This is a genomic window from Streptomyces sp. GESEQ-35 (assembly GCF_017948485.1).
Taxonomy (GTDB): Bacteria; Actinomycetota; Actinomycetes; order Streptomycetales; family Streptomycetaceae; genus Streptomyces.
On the sequence record NZ_JAFFSX010000033.1, the window covers coordinates 36,432 to 57,171 of the forward strand.

24 protein-coding genes are annotated in these 20,740 nt (G+C 71.5%); 10 read left to right on the plus strand and 14 right to left on the minus strand.

Going from position 1 to position 20,740, the window contains the following annotated elements:
* The first annotated feature begins 51 nt into the window (after window positions 1-51).
* Complete coding sequence (locus KCH87_RS41905) at window positions 52-1,419, plus strand: CoA transferase (protein WP_210593189.1); 1,368 nt, start codon at window positions 52-54, stop codon at window positions 1,417-1,419.
* A 144-nt stretch (window positions 1,420-1,563) separates the two neighbouring features.
* Window positions 1,564-2,562, plus strand: a complete 999-nt coding sequence (locus tag KCH87_RS41910) for a CopD family protein (RefSeq protein ID WP_210593190.1) — start codon at window positions 1,564-1,566, stop codon at window positions 2,560-2,562.
* A 4-nt stretch (window positions 2,563-2,566) separates the two neighbouring features.
* Here KCH87_RS41910 and KCH87_RS41915 read toward each other — a convergent pair whose 3' ends face one another.
* The 3 genes from KCH87_RS41915 to KCH87_RS41925 all read right to left on the minus strand — a co-directional run bounded on the left by KCH87_RS41915 (window position 2,567) and on the right by KCH87_RS41925 (window position 4,932).
* A complete protein-coding gene (locus tag KCH87_RS41915; RefSeq protein ID WP_210593191.1) occupies window positions 2,567-3,235 on the minus strand; it encodes a lysoplasmalogenase in 669 nt (222 codons plus the stop codon).
* The gene (locus tag KCH87_RS41920) at window positions 3,232-4,101 is read right to left on the minus strand and encodes a sterol desaturase family protein (protein WP_210593192.1); all 870 of its coding nucleotides are present in this window, start codon (window positions 4,099-4,101) and stop codon (window positions 3,232-3,234) included. The genes KCH87_RS41915 and KCH87_RS41920 overlap by 4 nt, the downstream gene beginning before the upstream one ends.
* A gap of 120 nt (window positions 4,102-4,221) precedes the next feature.
* A complete protein-coding gene (locus KCH87_RS41925; protein WP_210593193.1) occupies window positions 4,222-4,932 on the minus strand; it encodes a VIT family protein in 711 nt (236 codons plus the stop codon).
* Window positions 4,933-5,083: 151 nt separating this feature from the next.
* On the opposite strand from KCH87_RS41925, the gene KCH87_RS41930 reads away from it, so the two are divergent.
* From KCH87_RS41930 to KCH87_RS41950, 5 genes are all read left to right on the plus strand, one after another.
* The gene (locus tag KCH87_RS41930) at window positions 5,084-6,076 is read left to right on the plus strand and encodes a DEDDh family exonuclease (RefSeq protein WP_210593194.1); all 993 of its coding nucleotides are present in this window, start codon (window positions 5,084-5,086) and stop codon (window positions 6,074-6,076) included.
* A gap of 79 nt (window positions 6,077-6,155) precedes the next feature.
* Window positions 6,156-6,389: a hypothetical protein gene (locus KCH87_RS41935; protein ID WP_210593195.1), complete on the plus strand. Its 234-nt coding sequence runs from the start codon at window positions 6,156-6,158 to the stop codon at window positions 6,387-6,389.
* Between the two features lie 49 nt (window positions 6,390-6,438).
* Window positions 6,439-7,236, plus strand: coding sequence for an SURF1 family protein (locus KCH87_RS41940; RefSeq protein WP_210593196.1), 798 nt, complete (start codon window positions 6,439-6,441; stop codon window positions 7,234-7,236).
* Between the two features lie 65 nt (window positions 7,237-7,301).
* Window positions 7,302-9,089 (plus strand): glycoside hydrolase family 15 protein, encoded by a 1,788-nt coding sequence (locus tag KCH87_RS41945; RefSeq protein WP_210593197.1) that lies wholly within the window; start codon window positions 7,302-7,304, stop codon window positions 9,087-9,089.
* 5 nt (window positions 9,090-9,094) lie between these two features.
* Entirely contained in the window at window positions 9,095-9,850 is a 756-nt protein-coding gene (locus tag KCH87_RS41950) for an SDR family oxidoreductase (RefSeq protein WP_210593198.1), read from the plus strand.
* 103 nt (window positions 9,851-9,953) lie between these two features.
* Here the strand turns inward: KCH87_RS41950 and amaP are convergent, their stop codons facing one another.
* From amaP to KCH87_RS41975, 5 genes are read right to left on the minus strand one after another with little or no spacing between them, the layout of a single operon-like run.
* Complete coding sequence (gene amaP, locus KCH87_RS41955) at window positions 9,954-10,532, minus strand: alkaline shock response membrane anchor protein AmaP (RefSeq protein ID WP_210593199.1); 579 nt, start codon at window positions 10,530-10,532, stop codon at window positions 9,954-9,956.
* Window positions 10,533-10,537: 5 nt separating this feature from the next.
* Entirely contained in the window at window positions 10,538-11,197 is a 660-nt protein-coding gene (locus KCH87_RS41960) for a DUF6286 domain-containing protein (RefSeq protein WP_210593200.1), read from the minus strand.
* Entirely contained in the window at window positions 11,194-11,577 is a 384-nt protein-coding gene (locus tag KCH87_RS41965) for a hypothetical protein (protein ID WP_210593201.1), read from the minus strand. The genes KCH87_RS41960 and KCH87_RS41965 overlap by 4 nt, the downstream gene beginning before the upstream one ends.
* On the minus strand, window positions 11,574-11,759 hold the full coding sequence (locus tag KCH87_RS41970; protein ID WP_210593202.1) for a hypothetical protein: 186 nt from the start codon (window positions 11,757-11,759) through the stop codon (window positions 11,574-11,576). Before KCH87_RS41970 ends, KCH87_RS41965 begins: the two co-directional genes overlap by 4 nt.
* Window positions 11,760-11,792: 33 nt before the next feature.
* Entirely contained in the window at window positions 11,793-12,278 is a 486-nt protein-coding gene (locus tag KCH87_RS41975; protein ID WP_210593203.1) for an Asp23/Gls24 family envelope stress response protein, read from the minus strand.
* An 89-nt stretch (window positions 12,279-12,367) separates the two neighbouring features.
* Between KCH87_RS41975 and KCH87_RS41980 the strand changes: the two genes are divergently transcribed.
* Window positions 12,368-13,081, plus strand: coding sequence for a nucleopolyhedrovirus P10 family protein (locus KCH87_RS41980; RefSeq protein ID WP_210593204.1), 714 nt, complete (start codon window positions 12,368-12,370; stop codon window positions 13,079-13,081).
* A gap of 9 nt (window positions 13,082-13,090) precedes the next feature.
* Here KCH87_RS41980 and KCH87_RS41985 read toward each other — a convergent pair whose 3' ends face one another.
* From KCH87_RS41985 to KCH87_RS41995, 3 genes are all read right to left on the minus strand, one after another.
* On the minus strand, window positions 13,091-13,912 hold the full coding sequence (locus KCH87_RS41985; RefSeq protein ID WP_210593205.1) for an enoyl-CoA hydratase/isomerase family protein: 822 nt from the start codon (window positions 13,910-13,912) through the stop codon (window positions 13,091-13,093).
* A 137-nt stretch (window positions 13,913-14,049) separates the two neighbouring features.
* Window positions 14,050-14,271 carry a helix-turn-helix domain-containing protein gene (locus KCH87_RS41990; protein WP_004002281.1) on the minus strand — a complete coding sequence of 74 codons (222 nt, stop codon included), beginning with the start codon at window positions 14,269-14,271 and terminating at the stop codon, window positions 14,050-14,052.
* A gap of 335 nt (window positions 14,272-14,606) precedes the next feature.
* Window positions 14,607-16,205 (minus strand): ABC-F family ATP-binding cassette domain-containing protein, encoded by a 1,599-nt coding sequence (locus tag KCH87_RS41995; RefSeq protein ID WP_210593206.1) that lies wholly within the window; start codon window positions 16,203-16,205, stop codon window positions 14,607-14,609.
* A gap of 81 nt (window positions 16,206-16,286) precedes the next feature.
* Between KCH87_RS41995 and KCH87_RS42000 the strand changes: the two genes are divergently transcribed.
* Together KCH87_RS42000 and KCH87_RS42005 are read left to right on the plus strand one after the other, a co-directional pair.
* A complete protein-coding gene (locus tag KCH87_RS42000) occupies window positions 16,287-16,478 on the plus strand; it encodes a hypothetical protein (RefSeq protein ID WP_210593207.1) in 192 nt (63 codons plus the stop codon).
* Between the two features lie 225 nt (window positions 16,479-16,703).
* A complete protein-coding gene (locus KCH87_RS42005; RefSeq protein WP_210593208.1) occupies window positions 16,704-17,117 on the plus strand; it encodes a VOC family protein in 414 nt (137 codons plus the stop codon).
* Window positions 17,118-17,145: 28 nt separating this feature from the next.
* Here KCH87_RS42005 and KCH87_RS42010 read toward each other — a convergent pair whose 3' ends face one another.
* The 3 genes from KCH87_RS42010 to KCH87_RS42020 all read right to left on the minus strand — a co-directional run bounded on the left by KCH87_RS42010 (window position 17,146) and on the right by KCH87_RS42020 (window position 20,663).
* Window positions 17,146-18,540 carry a hypothetical protein gene (locus KCH87_RS42010; protein ID WP_210593209.1) on the minus strand — a complete coding sequence of 465 codons (1,395 nt, stop codon included), beginning with the start codon at window positions 18,538-18,540 and terminating at the stop codon, window positions 17,146-17,148.
* 158 nt (window positions 18,541-18,698) lie between these two features.
* Complete coding sequence (locus KCH87_RS42015) at window positions 18,699-19,826, minus strand: alpha/beta hydrolase (RefSeq protein ID WP_210593210.1); 1,128 nt, start codon at window positions 19,824-19,826, stop codon at window positions 18,699-18,701.
* Between the two features lie 114 nt (window positions 19,827-19,940).
* Window positions 19,941-20,663: a class II aldolase/adducin family protein gene (locus tag KCH87_RS42020; protein ID WP_210593211.1), complete on the minus strand. Its 723-nt coding sequence runs from the start codon at window positions 20,661-20,663 to the stop codon at window positions 19,941-19,943.
* Between the last annotated feature and the right edge of the window lie 77 nt (window positions 20,664-20,740).

The following is a 20,740-nucleotide window of genomic DNA, read 5'->3' on the forward strand; positions in this document are numbered from 1 at the left end:
GTCCGGCCCTCCCGTGCGTGTTGACCGGGTCAACGCCGCATAGTGCTGCTCATGGCTGACATCGAGTACGTCTGGTCCGCGCTCGGCGGTGATCCCGCTCTGGTCCCGCGGATCTCAGTGACCGCCCGAAAGGGGGCGCTCGAAGCGCGGCTTCCGGTACGGGAGTTGGCGCGGGCCTGCGTGGGCGTGTGTGCGCTGGCGGCCGCCGAGCTGGGGGCGCTGCGGGGCGGGCTGGGCGAGGTGCCCGGGGTGCGGGTGGACGACGGGGCCGTGGCGACGGCGTTCGTCAGTGAGCGGCATCTGCTCGTCGACGGGCGGGCGCCGGTCAGCTTCGCTCCGTTGTCGCGGTTCTGGCGGACGGCGGACGGCTGGGTGCGGACGCACGCGAACTATCCGCATCACCGGGCGCGCTTGCTCTCCGCGCTGGGACTGTCCGACGACCGGGTGTCCGTAGTCGAGTCGGTGCTCGCCGAGCGGTCCGCCCTGGAGGTCGAGGAGGCGGTGTACGCCGCCGGCGGCCTGGCGGTGGCGCTGCGAACGCCCGAGGAGTGGGCCGGGCACCCGCAGGGCCTCGCAGTGGCCGGGCGGCCGCTGGTCGAGCGCGGGCGGCTGGACATGACGCACGCGCGCGTGCTCGCGCCGGTCGGCAGCGGTCCGCTGCTGCCCGCTGCCGGGCTGCGGGTGCTGGACCTGACCCGGGTGATCGCGGGGCCCGTCGCCACCCGCACGCTCGCCCTGCTGGGCGCCGACGTGCTGCGCGTGGACGCGCCTCAGCTGCCCGAACTGCCCGACCAGCACGCCGACACGGGCTTCGGGAAGCGGTCGACGAGGCTGGACCTGGTGGCCGACCGGCGCGCCTTCGAGGAACTGCTCGCGGCGGCGGACGTGGTCGTCACCGGGTACCGGCCGGGCGCCCTGGACCGGTTCGGGCTGTCGCCCGAGGCACTGGCCGAGCGTCGGCCCGGGGTGGTCGTGGCACAGCTGTCGGCGTGGGGTGCGTACGGGCCGTGGCGGGAGCGGCGCGGGTTCGACAGCCTGGTGCAGGTCGCGACCGGCATCGCCGCGGTCGAGGGCTCTCCGGAGCGGCCCGGCGCGCTGCCCGCGCAGGCGCTGGACCACGGCACGGGCTATCTGCTGGCGGCCGGGGTGCTGCGCGCACTGACCGAGCGTTCGTACGACGGCGGCAGCAGGTTCGTACGGTTGGCGCTGGCGCGGACGGCGGCGTGGCTGATGGACGGGGTCTGTCCCGGGGACGCCGGGGGCTTGACGCACGGCGGGCCGGATGGCCGACTGGCTGAGACCGACAGTCCGCTCGGGCGGCTGCGGTACGCCCTGCCGCCGGTCTCCTTCGTGGGCGGTCCGGTCGACTGGGGGCGGCCACCGGGGGTCTGGGGGTCCGATCCGGCGCGGTGGGCCTGAGGGGCGGAGGGGTGGATGGCCGGCGTGGGAGGGGGACCGAGTCCCTGAGTGTCGGGGCGCCCGAAAACGTACCCATGGGTGGAATGCCGTGTCGCCGGCCACGTGGCGCTTGCCCGTTCTGCGACGGTTGGTGAAGATCTTGGGGTGACCTTGACAAGACCCACTCCCGGGGTGGACGACGAAGGGGCCCTACGGCGCCCCGGTGCCGGCCGGGCTGTCGCCGTGCTCGTTCTGGCGGTGCTGGCGGCACTGATCCCGCTGCTCGGTCCGTCCGCCTCGCTGCACGGCACCGGGGAGGCCGCCGCGCCCGGCACAGGGGGCATCGCCCTGCTCCGGACGGTGGTGTTCGCGGCGCTCTGCGTCCCGGTGGGCGAGCTGTTCGTGAACCGGCTGGCCCGGGCCGTGCCCGGCACTCCGGGCGAGGCGCCGCGCAGTTGGGCGCCGTACGCGGCCGGCGTCGGTTTCGTCGCCACGTTGGGGCTCGCCTCGGTCGTGGCCACGGGCAATCTGGTGCCGAGCAGCCTCTCCGAGATCGACGTCGGCGGCCTCTACGCCTCGCGTGACGGCAAGCTGGCGCTGGTGGAGGTCAACGCGTTCCTCGTGGCAGGCCTCTGCGCCCTCTCCGGGCGACCGGCCACCGTCGTCTGGCCGTTGGCCGCGGTGGTCGTGGCGGAGGCGCTGCGCGCGCACCCCACGACCGAGCACGACCCGCTGATCGGCTCCGGGCTGACGCTCGTTCATCTGGCCTGCGCGACGCTGTGGGCGGGCGGGCTGCTGCACGTGCTGCGCAGGCTGCGGCACGACACGCCGACGGGAGCGGCGTTGCTGGGGCTCTACGCGCGCGTGGCCGCCGTTCTGCTCGCCGCCATCACCGCGACCGGGGTGTGGAGTTCGCTGCGTCGGATGCCGCCGGACACCGTCCTGGAGCAGCTGACGACGACGGCGTACGGGCGCGTCCTGCTCGCCAAGGTGCTCCTCGTGGCCGCCGTGGCCGCACTCGCCCTGTGGGCCCGGATCCGGCTGCGCCGCGCGGCCGACCCGCTGACCGCCTGCTCCCCCGCACGGGCGGAGGTCATGGTGCTGGGAGTGGTGGTCGCGGCGTCGGCGCTGCTGACGGCGCTGCCGGTGCCGATCAGGTGGTGAGCCTTCAGTTGGTGACGAGCGCCTTGGGTGCCGTTGGCGCTTCGACGACCCTCGGCGTCCCTCTGACCAGCAGGAGCTGGGCGGCAGCGTAGGTCAGCATGATCCAGAAGTCGGGCCGTGGCAGTTGCGGCCACTCGGCGACGCCGGTGGCGATGAGGGTGTCGGAGAGCATGAAGAGGGCGCCACCGAGCCCGGCGAGCAGTCCGAACCGGGTGACGGCCCCGTATGCCATGGCCGTGAGCAGGGCGCTGTAGCCGGCGACGGGGACGCGGAGATCGGCGGGGAGGTCCGGCCAGAGCAGGGCGACGGTAGTGACCAGGGCAGTGGCATAGCCGAGGGCAAGGAGAGCGGCACGCGCGCGTGGGACCGTGTTCACGGCGCCGTACCTCTTGAAGAGAACGAGGTAGCAGACGTGTCCGGCCGCGAAGGAGGCCATTCCGGCGAGGAAGGCGGGCTCGGCGTCGGACAGGAGCAGGACGTCGCCGCCCCAGCCGAAGAGGAGCGCGGCGAGGAGCAGACGGGGGGCGCCGCGGACGTACGCACAGGCGGCGAGGAGGGGCATCAGCAGCGGCTTGGCCACGGTGTGCCCGGCGTCGGAGCCGACGGCGAGGAAGACGAGGTCGGCGACGGCGGCGAGGGCGAAGGCGCCGAGGAGAGCGCGCGAGCGGCTCACGCGGCCGTCGTCTCCTCGACGGGCGCCGGAGCGGTCGGGGCGGGCTGCCAGCCCGGTCCCCGGAACACCCGCCCCGCCCGTTCGCGCCAACTGCCCGCCGCCTTCAGGTCCTTGGCGATGGCGAGGTACTCATGCGTGGCGACCTTGAGCGGGTTGTACGTGTGGATGTTCTTGGTCAGCCCGTACACGGGCCGTTCGGTCTCGGCGACGAAGGAGCCGAAGAGGCGGTCCCAGACGATGAGGATCCCGCCGAAGTTCCGGTCCAGGTAGCCGCCCTGCGAGGCATGGTGCACCCGATGGTGCGACGGCGTGTTGAGGACGAACTCAAACCAGCGGGGCATCTTGTCGATGCGCTCGGTGTGGATCCAGAACTGGTAGACGAGGTTCGCCGAAGAGCAGAACGCGAGGGCGGCCGGATGCACACCGCACGCGACGAGAGGGACGTAGAACGGCCAGACGGTCAGGGACGTCCAGGGCTGGCGCAGCGCGGTGGTGAGGTTGAAGTTCCGGCTGGAGTGGTGGACGACGTGGCAGGCCCACAGGATGCGGATGACGTGGTGACCGCGGTGCGACCAGTAGTAGAAGAAGTCCTGCGCGAACAGCATCAGCGGGACGGTCCACCACAGGACGGGGACACGCAGCGGGGTGAGTTCGTAGATCGCCGTATAGATGGCGACGATGGGGATCTTCCAGAGCAGGTCGAAGACGAGACTGCCGAGGCCCATGCCGACGCTCGTCGCGGCGTCCTTCGCCTCGTACCCCGCGGCGTCGTCGTCGGGGTGAATACGGACGCTGATCATCTCGATCACGGTGAGCAGTACAAAGGCGGGTATCGACCACAGCACGACATCGGGCAGGTTCGGCATGGAGGCACCGTAGAACCGCTGGTCGTCCGGGGCTAGACGTTGTTACCCACAAGTATTACCGGGGGTACGCGCTTACTTGTTGGCGATCTCCACCAAGTCGGGCAACCTCATCGCACCCCACTACACCCCCGCAGCCCCCAACAACGACCCGGCCGCGTACGTGACGCCCATCGCCAGCACCCCGCCCCCCACGTTCCGCAGCACCGCCCGTCCGGGCTCCGCCCCGCCCAGCCGCGCGCTGCTCCACCCCGTGACGACCAGCGCGACCACGACCGACACCACCGTGACCGGGAGCCGCCAGTCCGCTCCCGGCAGCACGATCGCCAGCAACGGCAGCAAGGCGCCCACCGTGAAGGCGACGAAGCTCGCCCCGGCCGCGTGCCACGGGTTCGTCAGGGCTTCGGGATCGATGCCGAGCTCCACGCGCGCGTGCGCCTTGAGCGCATCACGCTCCGTCAGCTGGACGGCGGCCTCCCGGGCCACGTCCCGCGACAGCCCGCGTTCCTCGAGAAGCTCCGTCAGCTCCTCGAGTTCCGCCTCAGGTTCCTCCCGCAGCTCCCGCTCCTCGACGTCCAGCGCGGCCTGCTCCGAGTCCCGCTGGGTGGACACCGACACGTACTCCCCCGCTGCCATGGACATGGAACCGGCGAGGAGGCCCGCGAGCCCCGCCGTCAGCAGCGCCGAGCGGTCGTCCGTGGCGCCGGCGACGCCGACGACCAGACCGGCGGTGGACACGATGCCGTCGTTGGCGCCGAGGACCGCCGCCCGCAGCCAGTTGAGCCGTGCCCCGAGGGCGCCGCCGTGGGGCTCGTCGTGAGTTGGTTCCGTCACACCGGGGAGGATCGCACCCGGGGCGCCGCCGGAGTCGTACCGACGCTCCCGCCCGAGGCACCGCACGGACATTCGCGCCGCTCGAACACCCGGACGGGATACGGCACCTGACGGACAGGACTGTCGGACCCGGCCCGTATCCTCAGTGACCATGCTCGAAGACCGTACGACCGCAGTGTCGTCCCCCACAGTGTGGCCGGCCGCGTATCCCCAGGGATACGCGGTCGTTGACGTGGAGACCACGGGCCTGGCCCGGGACGACCGGATCATCTCCGCGGCCGTCTACCGGCTGGACGCCCGCGGCGAGGTCGAGGACCACTGGTACACGCTGGTCAACCCGGAGCGGGACCCGGGCCCGGTGTGGATTCACGGTCTGACGAGCGACGTGCTCGAGGGCGCGCCCCTCTTCCAGGACATCGCCGAGGAGTTCGCGACCCGGCTGGAAGGCCGGGTGCTCGTCGCGCACAACGCCGTCTTCGACTGGCAGATGATCGCCCGGGAGTACGCACGCGCGCGGAGCGAGGCGCCGGTGCGGCAGCGGCTGTGCACCATCGCGCTCTCGAAGGAGCTGGGTCTGCCGCTGCCCAACCACAAGCTGGAGTCGCTCGCCGCGCATTTCGGCGTCGTACAGCAGCGGGCGCACCACGCGCTGGACGACGCGCGCGTGCTGGCGGAGGCGTTCCGGCCGAGCCTGTACGCCGCCGCGCAGGACGGCGTACGGCTGCCGCTGCACGAGTGCCGCCCGCTGACCGAGTGGACGGACCGGCCCGCGCCCCGGGTCGGACAGCAGGCGGGCGGCTACAGCAGCTATCGGCCCGGCAGTTGGCGGCCCGCCCGCAGGAGGCCCGCATGCCCGTATCCCAACCCCGGCCGCTACGAAGCGGGCAAAAGGCTCAAGCAGGGTATGCGCGTCGCCTTCTCCGGTGACACGTCCGTCGAGCGCGAGCTGCTGGAGGACCGGGCGACCGATGCCGGGCTCCATGTCGCGACGAGCCTGTCCCGGCTGACCAGCCTGCTGGTCACGAACGACCCGGATTCGGGCACGTCCAAAGTCGTCAAGGCCCGGCAGTTCGGCACGCCGGTGGTCGACGAGGCGGCGTTCGGACAACTCCTCGGGGACGTGGAACTGGCGTCGGAGCAGTGACCGTACGGACGGGTGATTGCCGCGCGACTCGCCCGGAGCCGTCTCGCCCGGGCCACGGCGACGGCCCACCCTGTGGCGCATGGCGACATGTGAAGTTTGCGGCAATCACTATGGAATGACCTTCGAGGTCCATGCGCAGGGCGCGGTGCACGTCTTCGACTGCTTCTCCTGCGCGATCCACCGCATGGCACCCATCTGCGAGCACTGCCGCGTCCAGATCATCGGGCAGGGCGTCGAGGTCGAGGGCCAATGGTTCTGCGGCGCCCACTGTGCCCGCGCGGAGGGAAAGGTGGGGATCGTCGACAACGTGTGACCCGGTACCCGCCTGACCGCACCCCACGACCGAGTTGTACGGTCGTGGGGTGTACCGCTTCCTGTTGTCCCGGCAGTGGGTGATCCTCACGCTGGTCGCCCTCCTCCTCATCCCCACGATGATCAGGCTGGGCATCTGGCAGATGCACCGCTACGAGATGCGCACCGCCCGGAACGAACTCGTCGCCGACGCGCTGACCGCGAAGCCGGTACCCGTGGAGAAGCTGACCTCCCCCGGACACGCCGTCACCACCGACGAGCGGTACCACCGGGTGACCGCGAAGGGCCGCTTCGACACCGACCACGAGCTCGTCGTCCGCCGCCGCACCAACTCCGACGACGAGGTCGGCTACCACGTCCTGACCCCGTTCGTCCTCGACGACGGCAAGGTCCTGCTCGTCAACCGCGGCTGGATCCCTGCGGACAGCCCGAGCCAGACCACGTTCCCCAAGATCCCCGCACCGCCCAGCGGCGAGGTCACCGTCACCGGACGGCTGATGCCCGACGAGACGACCGAGGCGAGCGGCATCAAGAATCTCGAGGGCCTGCCGGACCGGCAGATCATGCTGATCAACAGCGCGCAGGAGGCGCAGCGCCTCGACGCCCAGGTGCTCGGCGGCTACATCGCGCAGACGGCACCCGAGCCGAAGGGCGACACCCCGGAGCTGCTCGGCAGTCCCGGCAACGAGGACGCGGCGCTGAACTACGCGTACGCCATCCAGTGGTGGCTGTTCTCGGCGGGCGTCCCCATCGGCTGGGTGATCCTGGTCCGCCGCGAGACGCGTGAGCGGGCGAAGAAGGAGGACGGGGCGGACGAGACCGCGCCGGCCGAACCCGCGGCGGTGTAGACCGGCCCGTCACTCTCCCGGCCCGGACCGGATTGCCCCTCACCCCCGCCGGGAACCCGGAACCCGTGCACCCCCGCATCGAGGACTACGCTCTCATCGGCGACGAACAGACGGCGGCCCTGGTCGGCCGGGACGGCTCGGTCGACTGGCTGTGCCTCCCCCGCTTCGACTCGGCCGCCTGCTTCGCCAGGCTGCTCGGCGACGAGGAGAACGGCCACTGGCGCATCGCCCCCAAGGGCGCGAGAGGTCTCTGCACGCGCCGCAGCTATCGCCCGAACACTCTCGTCCTGGACACCGAGTGGGACACCGACGACGGCTCGGTCCGTGTCACCGACCTGATGCCGCAGCGCGATATCGCCCCCGATCTCGTACGCATCGTGGAAGGACTCGGCGGCCGGGTAACCGTCCGCAGCTCGCTCCGGCTCCGCTTCGACTACGGCTCGATCGTGCCCTGGATGCGCCGCTCCGACGGTCACCACGTGGCCATCGCGGGCCCGGACTCGGCGTGGCTGCGCACCGAGCCCCCGGTGCACACCTGGGGCGAGGACCTCGGCACGCACTCGGAGTTCACGGTCGAGAAGGGCGAGCGGGTCGCCTTCGTCCTGACCTGGCACCCATCGCACGAGCCGCGTCCGCCGCTCATCGACCCGTACGAGACGCTGGACGCGAGTGTCGAGGACTGGCAGGCCTGGGCGGACCGCTGCCGCTACGACGGCCCCTACAAGGAAGCGGTCGTACGCTCCCTGATCACCCTCAAGGCCCTCACCTACAAGCCGACCGGCGGCATCGTCGCCGCCCCCACCACCTCGCTCCCCGAGGAGCTGGGCGGCGTACGCAACTGGGACTACCGCTACTGCTGGCTGCGCGACTCCACCCTCACCCTGAACGTGGGACTGTCGGCGGGGTACTGGGAGGAGGCCGAGGCGTGGCGCAACTGGCTGCTGCGCGCGGTCGCCGGTGACCCGGCCGACCTACAGATCATGTACGGCCTGGCGGGCGAGCGGCGGCTGCCCGAGTTCGAGGTGCCCTGGCTGTGCGGCTTCGCGGGCTCAGCCCCCGTACGCATCGGCAACCAGGCCGTGGAACAGCTCCAGTTGGATGTGTACGGCGAGGTCATGGACTCGCTGGCGCTGGCCCGGGACGCGGGACTGTCCACCAAGCCGCACATGTGGGCGATTCAGGTCGCCCTCGTCGAGTGGCTGCGCTCGCACTGGCGGCAGCCGGACGAGGGGCTGTGGGAGGTGCGCGGCGGCCGCCGTCAGTTCGTGCACTCGAAGGTGATGGTCTGGGTGGCCGCGGACCGGGCGGTGCGCACCCTGGAGAAGAACCCGAAGCTGGAGGGCGACCTCGACGGCTGGCGCGAGCTGCGCGACGAGGTGCACCGCGAGGTGTGCGAGAAGGGCTACGACGCCGAGCGGAACACCTTCACGCAGTCCTACGGCTCCCGTGAACTCGACGCCGCGCTGCTGCTCATCCCGCGTGTCGGCTTCCTGCCGCCCGACGACCCGCGCGTCACCGGCACCATCGAGGCGATCCGCGCCGAGCTCAGCCATGACGGCTTCCTGCACCGCTACGACACCGACACCGCGCCCGTCGACGGGCTGACGGGCAGCGAGGGCACGTTCCTGGCCTGCTCGTTCTGGCTCGCGGAGGCGCTGCACATGACGGGGCGTACGCAGGAGGCACGCGAGCTGTTCGAACGGCTGGTGGGGCTCGCCAACGACGTGGGACTGCTGGCCGAGGAGTACGACCCGGTCGCCGGCCGGCAGCTCGGCAACTTCCCGCAGGCGTTCAGTCACATCGGTCTGGTGAACACCGCCCTCGCCCTGTTCGGGGGCGACACGGCAGGATAGGGGCCATGGATCTTGGACTGAAGGACCGGGTGTACGTCGTCACCGGAGCCACCCGTGGGCTGGGCAACGCGGCCGCGCGCGAGCTCGTCGCCGACGGGGCGAAGGTGATCATCACAGGGCGGGACGCCGAGACTGCCGCCGAGGCCGCCTCCGAGCTGGGGGCGAACGCCGTCGGGGTGGGCGCGGACAACGCCGACCCGGAGGCGCCGGCGCGTCTCATCGCGGCCGCGCGTGAGCACTTCGGTGGGTTCGACGGGGTTCTGGTGAGCGTCGGCGGTCCTGCGCCGGGGTTTGCCGCCGACAACACGGACGAGCAGTGGGAGGCGGCGTTCGAGTCGGTGTTCCTCGGGGCGGTCCGGCTTGCGCGGGCGGCGGCCGCGGAGCTTGATGCCGGGGGCGTCATCGGGTTCGTGCTGTCCGCGTCCGTGCACGAGCCGATTCCGGGGCTGACGATTTCCAACGGGCTGCGGCCGGGTCTTGCCGGGTTCGCGAAGTCCCTGTCGGACGAGTTGGGCCCGCGCGGGATCAGGGTGGTCGGATTGCTGCCGGCTCGGATCGACACGGATCGCGTGCGCGAGCTGGACGGGTTGTCGGCGGATCCTGAGGCTACTCGGGCCGCGCACGAGTCTCGGATTCCGTTGCGGCGGTATGGGACTTCGGAGGAGTTCGGGCGAACGGCGGCTTTTCTGATGTCGCCTGCCGCGTCCTATCTGACGGGGATCATGGTGCCTGTGGATGGCGGAGCACGTCACGGGTTCTGATGCATCGTTGCCGGGTGCGGGTGCGTGGGGGCTGGTCGCGCAGTTCCCCGCGCCCCTTAGGTGCGCTGCTGCCCCGTTGGTTTCAAGGCACCCTTTGTTGGTTTCAAGTCACCCTTTCCGCGCGGTGCTTGGCTGCCCTCAGTCGTACTTCCGCCGGGAGTGACTCGAGGCCCGCCGAGTCTTTCGCGTGGGCCAGGGCCTGGGTGGTGAGGTGGTTGAGGGCGTCGCCGGGGTCCACGTGGGGTTCCAGGAGGAGGCGTACGCGGGCTTCGGGGGTGCTGCGGCGGCCGGTGAGTTCAGCGTGGGCGCGGGCGACGCCGTCCAGTTGGGCTGCGTCGCCGGCCAGTACGCCTTCCAGGGCCCGGCCGCGCAGCAGGGCGCCCTCGCCGTCGCCGGTGTCGACCAGGACCTCGGCCAGGCGGTGCCGGCGCAGTACGGCGGTCAGCCACCACAGGGCGAGCAGGACGAGGACGGCAAGTACGGCGAGGACGGTCGGCCACCACCAGCCGTCGTCCCGCCAGCGGGTGCGCTCGGCGTCGTTCAGCAGCACGTCGTGTTGTCCGTCGTGAATCCACCAGGAGGGCGGGTTCAGACCGAGCCCGACGGCGAGCACGGAACCCCCGATCACCACCAGCAGCAGGCCCACGACCCCGAGCAGCACCCGATTGACGACACTGAGCACCGCGCTCACCCCTTCCGTCCGGGCCGCCGGACGTGTACCGACAGCGCAGGGGCCCGGGCCAGCCCCAGACCCTTGATCGCGTCCGCGAGTGTGGCGTCCAAGTCGGCGCGTACGTCGTCCAGTTCGCGGAAGTGCGAGACCGCGCGGACGTCGGCCCTGGAGCGGCGCATCCGCACCCTTGCCGACTGCACACCGGACACCTCCATGGCCCGGTCGCGCAGCACGAGGGCGGCCGCGTCCCGGTGGAGGCCGGCGCGTACGTCGGGGTGGGTGCGCCGCATCGTCAGCACAGCACGCAGGCCGGGAGTGGCCGCGAGCAGGATCAGCCAGAGGCCGAGAGCCGCGGCGACGCCCGCGCCGACGAGCACCCAGATGTCGTCGAGGGGGCGTTCGGCCAGCTGAACGGCCAGTTCACGGCGCCAGGACATGGCCGGCCGGTCGGCGCGGACGGCGGCGATGTCGTACAGGAAGGCGCCGGCGACCAGCAGGAGCAGCAGCGCGACGAGGGCGGCCGGGACACGGCGTGCCGACCAGAAGCGGCCGCCGCTCTCTCCGCCGACGGGTTCGTAGTCCGCCGCGGAGGCGGACTGGCCGAGCCCGCCCTCGTCCGTCTTTTCCAGGACGGGCAGTTGCTGAGTGCTCTCGGACCCCTGGGCCTCGCTCATTGCGTCCTCCCCTGTGCCACGCCGGGTACCGGTACCGGATGCAGCCGCTCCACCTGTACGGCCACCTCATGTACCTCCATGCCCACCAGAGCGACTACCCGCTGTGTGACGTGCCGACGCACGGAGGCGCACTGGTGACCGACGTCGGAGGGGTAGCCGAGGTCGAGGCTGACACGGACGCGGACGGTGTCGTGGTGCACGACGACCGAGGCGTGCGGCGGAGCGGCGTCCGGGGGCAGCGCGCCCAGCGCCTCGCGCGCCGCCTGCGAGGCGATCTTCGCCACGACCCGGTCGGCGATCCGCGTGGCGCCACGTTCTCCGGGCGGTACGGCAGCCCGGGGTCTGCGGAGCTCGGCGGCCCCTGCGCTCACGGACGTCACCGCCGTCGGTCGTTACGCGAGCGGAAGAAGTCGCCGACGTCCAGGTCTCCCTCCAGGAACCGGCCGACCACGAACCCGATGGCGCCCAGCGCCGCCACCAGCAGGAAGGCGCCGAACCCGCCGAAGTATCCGGCGAAGCCCAGGGCCATTCCGGCGATCATGCCGATCACAGCCATGCTCATGGTGCGCTCCTTGGCGGTTCGGTCGCCGACGGGTCACTGAATCCGGGGTTCCTGCTCCTCTTCTTCTTCCTCCGGGAGCTTCACATCACTCACGGCGATGTTGACCTCGACGACTTCAAGCCCGGTCATCCGCTCGACGGCCGCGATCACGTTCTCGCGCACATCCCGTGCCACATCGGCGATCGACACGCCGTAGTCGACGACGATCTCCAGATCGAGCGCGGTCTGCACCTCCCCGACCTCGGCCTTCACACCCCGTGTCACGGACTTCGTCCCGCCGGGAACCCGGTCCCGCACGGCTCCGAAGGTCCGCGACAGCCCACTCCCCATGGCGTGTACGCCCATCACATCCCGGGCTGCCAGCCCGGCGATCTTCTCCACTACCCCGTCGGCGATCGTGGTCCGCCCCCGGCTCGCCGGTTCCCCGCCCCCGCGTTTGGTCGCCTTACGGGTCTGCACCGGCGGCTCGTTCTCGCCCTCCGGGGTCTGCGTCCGGTTCCGTTCCGTCATGTCGGTCATCGCCGCACGTCCCTTTCGGTCGTAGTCCCCTTCGACCACGGTAAGTGCGGTTCCGCTCTCGCGCGCCGGGGATGCGGCAGGCTGGGGCAATGACGTCCGACCGGTTGGCGCAGACAGTACGACAGCAGCTGGGGCTGGGCAGACTCGTCCCGCTGGGCGGCCCGCGCGACGGCGCGTGGATCACGGAGAAGGCGGCCGAGGCGGTACTCCAGCGCGCGGCGGAGGGGGTGCGCGGGGTACGCCTGGGCGCACTGCGGATCGCGCTCACGGATCCGGATGACGCCCAGGAGCCCGCCGTAGCGCCCCCGCCGAGCGCACTACGGCCCGGCCCGCTCCGTCTGACGGCGGACTTCGCCGCGACACCCTCGGCGCCACTGCCGACGACGGCCGCCCGCCTGCGCAGCACGCTGGCAACGGCCGCGACGAAACAGCTGGGCCTGACGGTGACGGACGTGGACCTGCGGGTGACGGCCCTGCTGGACGAGGACACAGGGCCCGCAGCCGTACGACCGCCCGAGCCGAGGGAGGCTTCGGAAGTCCGGGAGGGCGATGAAGCCCGTGTGGCCGAGGCAGCGCTCGGTGTGCCGGGGGTGACGGCCCTGACGGGCACGCTGGGGCGGGCTGTTCACATCGAGGAACGGCAGGCCGACGACACGACCCTGCCGCACCCTCACGTACGCCTGGAACTGGCGACAGCCGCGGACCACCGAGCTCTGGACGTGGCCCGAGAGGTCCGCGCGGCGGTGTCGAAGGCGCTGCGGAGCGCCCCGACGGTGGCGGTGCTGGTGACAGCTGTCACCTGACCCCGCCGTTCATTCGCCCAGCCCTGCCAGCTCCCTGAGCCGCCGAGACTGCGCAGCCCGCTCAGCGGCACACTGCTCCTCGTAGGTCCGCTCCCCGGCCCCACGCAGCAGCGCCTTCGTCTCGATCACGGCGTCCCGGGGCGCGGCCACGATCGCCGCCGCCAGATCCTGTACGGCCGCGTCCAACTGCTCACCCGGCACCGCAAGATTGGCCAGCCCTGTGCTCACGGCTTCCTCGGCCGGCACAAAGCGCCCGGTCACGCAGATCTCCAGCGCCCGTGCGTATCCGACGAGTCCCACCAAGGGATGCGTGCCGGTCAGGTCCGGCACCAAGCCCAGGCTGGTCTCGCGCATGGCGAACTGCACGTCGTCCGCGACGACGCGCAGGTCGCACGCCAGGGCAAGCTGGAACCCGGCCCCGATGGCATGCCCCTGGACGGCGGCGATGGACACGATGTCGCTCTGCCGCCACCAGGTGAAGCCCTCCTGGAACCCGGCGATGGACGCGTCCAGCTCGGCGTCGCTGCCGCGCGCGAGGTCGATGAACGACGGCTCGCCCTCGATGCCTTCGGGCGTGAACATCCGTCGATCGAGACCGGCGGAGAAGGACTTGCCCTCCCCGCGCAGCACGACCACACGCACGCTGCCCGGCAGCAACCGCCCGGCCTCGCCCAGCGCACGCCACATCGCGGGGCTCTGCGCATTGCGCTTGGCCGGGTTGGCCAGCGTCACCGTGGCGATCGCGTCGTCGACGGTGAGCAGTACGCCGTCCTTGTCGAGTACGGGACCTTCGGGACTTTGGGCAACAACGTCCTGGTCGGGCGAAGCCATGGAGCGCCTCCGATGAGTGCGGTCATCCTGGATGCCGTACCACACGGTAGGCATCGTTAAGTGACTGCACAGTAACCACCCGGCCGATCAGTCGACCGACCGGGTGGCCACCATCGAAAGCGGTGGGCCGCCCGGGCTCAGGACGATGCGGCCTTTTTGCCTCGCGTCGCCCCGCCACGCCCACGCAGCGTGACGCCCGACTCACTGAGCATCCGGTGTACGAAGCCATACGAGCGACCGGTTTCCTCGGCCAGCGCTCGGATGCTCGCACCGGAGTCGTACTTCTTCTTCAGGTCTGCCGCGAGCTTGTCGCGCGCGGCGCCGGTTACCCGGCTGCCCTTCTTCAGAGTCTCGGCCACCCGTGCCTCCTCATGGGAAGTGCGCTCTGGTCCCCTCATGATCACCCCTCCGGGCCTTGATGGCCACCCATTCGGCAAGGTCCGTAAGACAGGGTTTTGACGACAGGAGCGCATCCCCACATACGGAATCTGTGATTCCGCAGAGAACTGTCCGTACGGCCGAACGGGTTGTTCCGCGAAGTGCCTGGTCAGAGAAGCAGGACGGCCGAGCCCTTGTCGATAAAGGGCTCGGCCGGTAAATCGATGTAGGACACACCTCGGTACGAGGAGATCTCACACAGATGATGGATCAAGGATGAGCCGAATGATCCATACGCTGTGGATCACGCATTCGATCAAGCCAGGGCGACGAGATCCGCGTAGTCCGCGCCCCACAGGTCCTCGACTCCGTCCGGAAGCAGAATGATCCGCTCCGGCTGGAGCGCCTCGACCGCGCCCTCGTCGTGGGTGACGAGGACGACCGCACCCTTGTAGGTGCGCAGTGCGCCGAGGATCTCCTCGCGGCTGGCCGGGTCGAGGTTGTTGGTCGGCTCGTCGAGCAGCAGGACGTTGGCCGACGACACCACGAGGGTGGCCAGGGCGAGACGGGTCTTCTCACCGCCGGAGAGGACTCCGGCGGGCTTGTCGACGTCGTCGCCGGAGAACAGGAACGAGCCGAGCGTCTTGCGGACCTCGACCAGGTCGAGGTCCGGGTTGGCGGAGCGCATGTTCTCCAGGACCGTGCGCTCGGGGTCGAGGGTCTCGTGCTCCTGCGCGTAGTAGCCGAGCTTGAGGCCGTGGCCCTCGACGACCTCGCCGGTGTCGGGGGTCTCGACGCCGCCGAGGAGGCGCAGCAGGGTCGTCTTGCCGGCGCCGTTGAGGCCGAGGATGACGACTCGGGAGCCCTTGTCGATGGCCAGGTCGACGTCGGTGAAGATCTCCAACGAGCCGTACGACTTCGACAGTCCCTCCGCCATCAGCGGGGTCTTGCCGCAGGACGCGGGCTCGGGGAAGCGGAGCTTGGCGACCTTGTCGGAGGCGCGTACCGCTTCGAGCCCGGCGAGCAGCCGGTCGGCACGCTTGGCCATGTTCTGCGCGGCGACCGTCTTGGTGGCCTTGGCGCGCATCTTGTCGGCCTGCGAGTGCAGTGCGGCGGCCTTCTTCTCGGCGTTCTGCCGCTCGCGCTTGCGGCGCTTCTCGTCGGCCTCGCGCTGCTGCTGGTAGAGCCGCCAGCCCATGTTGTAGACGTCGATCTGGGCGCGGTTGGCGTCCAGATAGAACACCTTGTTGACGACCGTCTCGACCAGGTCGGCGTCGTGGGAGATCACGATGAAGCCGCCGCGATACGTCTTCAGGTAGTCGCGCAGCCAGACGATCGAGTCGGCGTCGAGGTGGTTCGTGGGCTCGTCGAGGAGCAGGGTGTCCGCGTCGGAGAACAGGATGCGGGCCAGCTCGATACGGCGGCGCTGACCGCCGGAGAGCGTATGGAGCGGCTGGCCGAGCACCCGGTCGGGCAGGCTCAGCGCGGCGGCGATGGTGGCGGCCTCGGCCTCGGCGGAGTAGCCGCCCTTGGTGAGGAACTCGGTCTCCTGGCGCTCGTACTGCCTGAGGGCCTTCTCCCGGGTGGCGCCCTGACCGTTGGCGATGCGCTGTTCGTTGTCGCGCATCTTGCGGATCAGTAGGTCGAGGCCGCGCGCGGAGAGGATGCGGTCGCGGGCGAGGACGTCGAGGTCGCCGGTGCGGGGGTCCTGCGGGAGGTAACCGACCTCGCCGGAGCGGGTGATGGTGCCGCCGGCGGGGTTGCCTTCACCTGCCAGGCACTTGGTGAGGGTGGTCTTGCCGGCGCCGTTACGGCCGACCAGGCCGATGCGGTCGCCCTTGGCGACACGGAAGGTGGCGGACTCGATGAGGACGCGGGCACCGGCGCGCAGCTCGATACCGGAGGCGGAAATCACGGACAGACTCCAGGGCGGAGGGGGGTTGGCGGGTGGGCGGCTGAGGACGTTCCCGCCGTCTAATGCGCGAGGAGAATGGCCATGGAGGCAATTCTAACGGGGCGGTGCAAGCGCTTTTCCGTCGTTCCGGTGTTCGGACCGCGCGCCGGGGCCTTCGTTGCCGAGGTGGGTGCGGTGCGGGGTGATCCGGCCCAGGCCGTCGACCGCGACGAGCTGGGCAGTCCAGGCGACGTCCCCACAGGGGTGCGCGATGAGCAGCGCGCTCCACCGTGACGTACGGCACGCTCAGGCTCGTGGGCGCAGCCCCTGCGCGCGGGCAGCACCCGGCGCAGGTGCCCGTCGACGATGAGGCGCAGGACGCCCGTGCCGCCGCGGGCCGGGAGCCAGTCGGCGGCGGTCGGCAGAGCCCGGTGTCAGTGGTGGGTGCAAGACTGGCAACAGGCAGCAAATCCCGGCAATTTCCGGCGGTTTTCCAGCGTGGACAAGGGAGTGATCGTCATGGCGGCCACGGGCGGCGCGAGTCCGAGCATCTACCCGACACTGCTGTACGCGGACGCGAAGGCGGCGATCCGGCAGCTCACCGAGACCTTCGGCTTCAGCGAGCTGTCGGTGTACGAGGGTGAGGACGGCGCGGTGATGCACGCGGAGCTGGCGCAGGGCAACGGCGCGATCATGCTCGGCTCGAAGGGCCGCGGCGGTGTCTTCGACGCGGCGATGAAGGACGCGGGCACGACGGGGGTGTACGTCGTCGTGGACGACGTCGACGCCCACCACCAGCGCGCCGTGGAGCACGGCGCGGAGATCCTGATGCCCCCGACGGACCAGGACTACGGCTCCCGGGACTACATGGCCCGGGACCTCGAGGGCAACATCTGGAGCTTCGGCACGTACGCCCCGGAGATAGGGGGCTGAGCCCCAGGGATGGGGGGCTGACCGGGCGCTAGTTTCCCCCGGTGTGCACCTGGAAGGCCGCCCGGCGTACGGCCTTGGCCAGGGCGGGGTCGGGGTGTGCCGCGGCGAGGGCGACGAGGACCTGGACGGTGCGGGGGTGCCCGACGGCACGCACCTCGTCGAGCAGCATGGGGACCGTCGGCTGCACCGCGGACTCCAGGTGCCGCACGAGCAGGGGGGCCTCGCCGTGGTCGGCGACGGCGGCGGCCGTGTCGACCCACAGCCAGGTGGCCTCTTCGCGGGTGAGGGCCTCATGGGCGTCCTCGGGGTCGACGCCGTCGTGCTCGGCGAGCCACAGCAGGGCGTAGGGCCTGAGCGTCGGCTCGTCGGCCACGGAGCGTACGTCGGGCTCGGCGGGGGCGCCGACGACGCGCAGCGCCTCGAAGGCGAGGCCGCGCAGCAGGGCGTCCTCGCCGCGGGCGGCGTCGAGCAGCTCGGTGACGGCGCTGCCGACGGGACGGGCGGCGAGCCAGGCGCGGTACTCGTCGCGGGCCGCCTTCGGGCGCAGCTGGGCGCAGCCGCGGAGCATGCCCTCGGCCGCCTGCTCGATGTTCCCGGCGGGGCTCTGCGCGGCGACGCAGATCTGCTCCAGCTTGACCCAGACCGCCCAGCTGCCGAGCGGGGTCAGCGTGGCCTGTCCGTCGCCGCAGGTGAGGGCTCCGACGGCGGCCAGAGCGTGCAGGGCCCAGTCGAGGAGCGGGTCGAGGGGGGCGTCGGTGGCCACTGGCGTCGGCTCGGGCTGCGGACCGTAAGGGATCTCGCAGCGCTCGGTGCGCAGTTCGGTGACCCGCTGTTCCAGGAGGTCGAGGAGCTGCTCGACCGGGACGGGGCCGGCGGAGAGCTGGAGGAAGGAGAGCACCTGGGGCATGGCCGAGACGACCTCGGCGACGGCGGCGGGCTCGTGGTCCGCGGGTTCCGGATGGGCGAGCGACCAGGCGTCGAAGAGGGCGACCCAGCCGCGCAGTACGGCGCTGTCGTCACGGTCCCAGGCGCGCAGCCGCCAGCCGGGGCGGGCGCTGTCGCCGTGCACCTCGACGAGACCGGCGAGGCGGGCGGTGTCCCAGTCGGCGCGGACCTGAGCCACGGTCAGGCTCAGGTCCCCGGCCGCCAGTTCGGCGGTCGAGTCGGACAGCGTGCCCTTGCCGTCGGGGCCCGCTCCGTCGCGGCCGGGGCGCAGTGCGGTGTCGGCCCAGTGGGCGACGCGGGCCGCGGAGGCAAGACCGGAGCGAGCCATTCTGGCCAGTTCCGCCTGGGCGGGAGTGCCCTCCGGGGGGCGCGGTGCGGGGCGGCGCGAGCGCCGCTGGTTCATCGCTCGGGGGGCGGCGGCCAGGGGTCGCGGGCGGACGAGTCGAAGCCTGGAGTCGCGCGGGATACGGGACGTCACGGGTGCAGTCTTCCGGTTGACGGTCAGAAAACCCAAACGGAATGTCACGGCGGGCGACGGGGAGGGCCAACGCACGGGGTTCTGCGAGCGGTGGAGGGCCGAGAACAGGCCAGTGATACGGCATTAAACGGAATCTGTGGGACCGGGCTGCGGGGAGGTCACATCAACGGTGTCAGAAAGCGGCGCAGCGTCTCTTCGTAGGACTCCGGGTCGGCGTTCCACATGGCTCCGTGCGGGGCTCGCTGGACCGTGTGGAGGGAGACCAGGTCGGGGCGGCCCGCGGCGAAGCGGCGGGAGAGGACCCAGGGGGCCACGGTGTCGTCGGGGCCATGGAAGATCAGGGCCGGTACCGAGAGCCGGGCGGGGTCGGCGGACTCCGCGATGCGGTCGCCGTGCACTCCGGTGCGGCCCTGCGCGGCGCGGACCGCCAGCGGCAGCAGGGCGCCCGGGGTGCGCCGGGCCGAGGCCAGGGCGCGCAGCGTCGTCTCCCAGCTGAGCACCGGGGAGTCCAGGACGAGCCCCGAGACACGGTCGCGGAGCCCCGAGTGCGCGGCGGCGCGCAGCGCCATGGTGGCGCCGGTGGACCAGCCGTGCAGGACGACCTGTTGGGCGCCGTACCGCACGGCGTAGCGGATCGCCGCGTCCAGGTCGCGCCACTCGGTCTCGCCGAGGTGGTTCAGGCCGTCCGGTGAGCGGGGGGCGCCGAGGTCGCCACGGTAGGCGAGGGCGAGCACCGGGAAGCCACGGCGGCCCAGGAACTCCATGATGTTCATGGCGTGCTCCCGGGTGGTGCCGAGGCCGTGCACCGCGATGACCCAGGTGTCCCGCGCGCCGGGCACGAACCAGGCGGGCAGGGAGCCGAGTTCGCCGGGGATGTCGATGTCGGCGTGGTCCAGGCCGAGGGCGGCGCCGGGGTTGCCGACGTACACGTTCGGGGTGAGCCACACCTTGTCGCCGGGCTCCAGGGTGCCGTGGGTGACGCGTTCCAGGCGGCGTACGACGGAGTCGGCGGAGTGGTTCGCCGCATCGAGGACGGGGCCGACGACAGCGTGTGAGGCGTCGCCGGCGAGGCCGTAGGTGCCGGGGCGCGTGGAGGCCAGGGCCCGGGTGAGCGCGATCTGGCCGGCGGCCGTCGCGTGCACGGTGAGCCGGGGTTCGCTGGGCAGGGGCCGTCCCGCGGGCGCCTTGAGCGCGGCATCGCTGGCGTACCGGCCGGCGGCCACGCTGGCTGCGCCGGCTGCCAGGGCTACGGTGACGGCCGCGGCCGCCGCTTTGACAGTGCGCACGGGTTCAGTGTCCTGGCGGAGCCGGTTGTCGGCCAGCCGAAGGACGTCATCGGGCGGGTGCGACAGGTGCGTTTTCCGGTGGTACAGGGCGTCCGGCCGGTGCAGAAGGCATCCTCACCCCCGCTGCCCGTACCCGCGCAGCTTCTCCCCCACCTCCCGCAGCTGCTCTCCCGACAGCAGGCTCGGTGACAGCCCCGGTACCGAGGACGCCGTGAGCCACAGGCGGCACATCCACTCGAGCTGGGCCGTGCGGTCGTAGGCCTGGTCGAGGGTGCTGCCGTAGGCCGTCGTGCCGTGGTTCTGGAGGAGGCAGGCGGAGCGGTCGGTCAGTGCGTGGAGCATGTTCTCGGCCAACTCGTCGGTGCCGTACGTCGCATATGGGGCGACTCGGACGGGTCCGCCGAGCGCCGCGGCCATGTAGTGGATCAGCGGGAGCTCGGCGACGAGGGTGGAGACGGCCGTGGCGTGGACCGCGTGGGTGTGGACGACGGCGCGGGCGTCGGTCGTGCGGTAGACGGCGAGATGCATGGGCAGCTCACTGGTCGGGACGAGGGTGCCGAGCACCTGCCGGCCGTCGAGGTCGACGCCGGTCACGTCGCCCGGCGCGAGACGGTCGTAGGGGACGCCCGACGGCGTGACCAGGACCGTGTCCCCGACGCGTACGGAGACATTGCCGGACGTGCCGACGACGAGTCCGTCGGACACGGTCCTGCGGGCCGCGGTGACCAGAGCCTCCCAGGCGTCCGCCTCCTCCTCGAGCACATCCCTCCCCCACGGCTCCCCCACAACCTGTACTTCCTCCCGCGCACCCCGCTGATCCCGCCGCTGCTCAGCCATGCCGCGATCCTGCCAGGCGCGGCGTCAACCCGCCGTCGGGCGGGGGCACTTTAGGGCAGGAGACGGACGCCCGGAAG

Coding starts and splice junctions, on each gene's coding strand:
- KCH87_RS41935 (WP_210593195.1), top strand. CDS start 6,156: ATGGCGACATGTGAAGTTTGCGGCAATCACTATGGAATGACCTTCGAG.
- KCH87_RS41905 (WP_210593189.1), top strand. CDS start 52: ATGGCTGACATCGAGTACGTCTGGTCCGCGCTCGGCGGTGATCCCGCT.
- KCH87_RS41920 (WP_210593192.1), bottom strand. CDS start 4,101: ATGCCGAACCTGCCCGATGTCGTGCTGTGGTCGATACCCGCCTTTGTA.
- KCH87_RS41980 (WP_210593204.1), top strand. CDS start 12,368: ATGACGTCCGACCGGTTGGCGCAGACAGTACGACAGCAGCTGGGGCTG.
- KCH87_RS41960 (WP_210593200.1), bottom strand. CDS start 11,197: ATGAGCGAGGCCCAGGGGTCCGAGAGCACTCAGCAACTGCCCGTCCTG.
- KCH87_RS41970 (WP_210593202.1), bottom strand. CDS start 11,759: ATGAGCATGGCTGTGATCGGCATGATCGCCGGAATGGCCCTGGGCTTC.
- KCH87_RS41930 (WP_210593194.1), top strand. CDS start 5,084: ATGCTCGAAGACCGTACGACCGCAGTGTCGTCCCCCACAGTGTGGCCG.
- KCH87_RS41975 (WP_210593203.1), bottom strand. CDS start 12,278: ATGACCGACATGACGGAACGGAACCGGACGCAGACCCCGGAGGGCGAG.
- KCH87_RS42020 (WP_210593211.1), bottom strand. CDS start 20,663: ATGGCTGAGCAGCGGCGGGATCAGCGGGGTGCGCGGGAGGAAGTACAG.
- KCH87_RS41950 (WP_210593198.1), top strand. CDS start 9,095: ATGGATCTTGGACTGAAGGACCGGGTGTACGTCGTCACCGGAGCCACC.
- KCH87_RS41985 (WP_210593205.1), bottom strand. CDS start 13,912: ATGGCTTCGCCCGACCAGGACGTTGTTGCCCAAAGTCCCGAAGGTCCC.
- KCH87_RS42000 (WP_210593207.1), top strand. CDS start 16,287: ATGGAGGCAATTCTAACGGGGCGGTGCAAGCGCTTTTCCGTCGTTCCG.
- KCH87_RS42005 (WP_210593208.1), top strand. CDS start 16,704: ATGGCGGCCACGGGCGGCGCGAGTCCGAGCATCTACCCGACACTGCTG.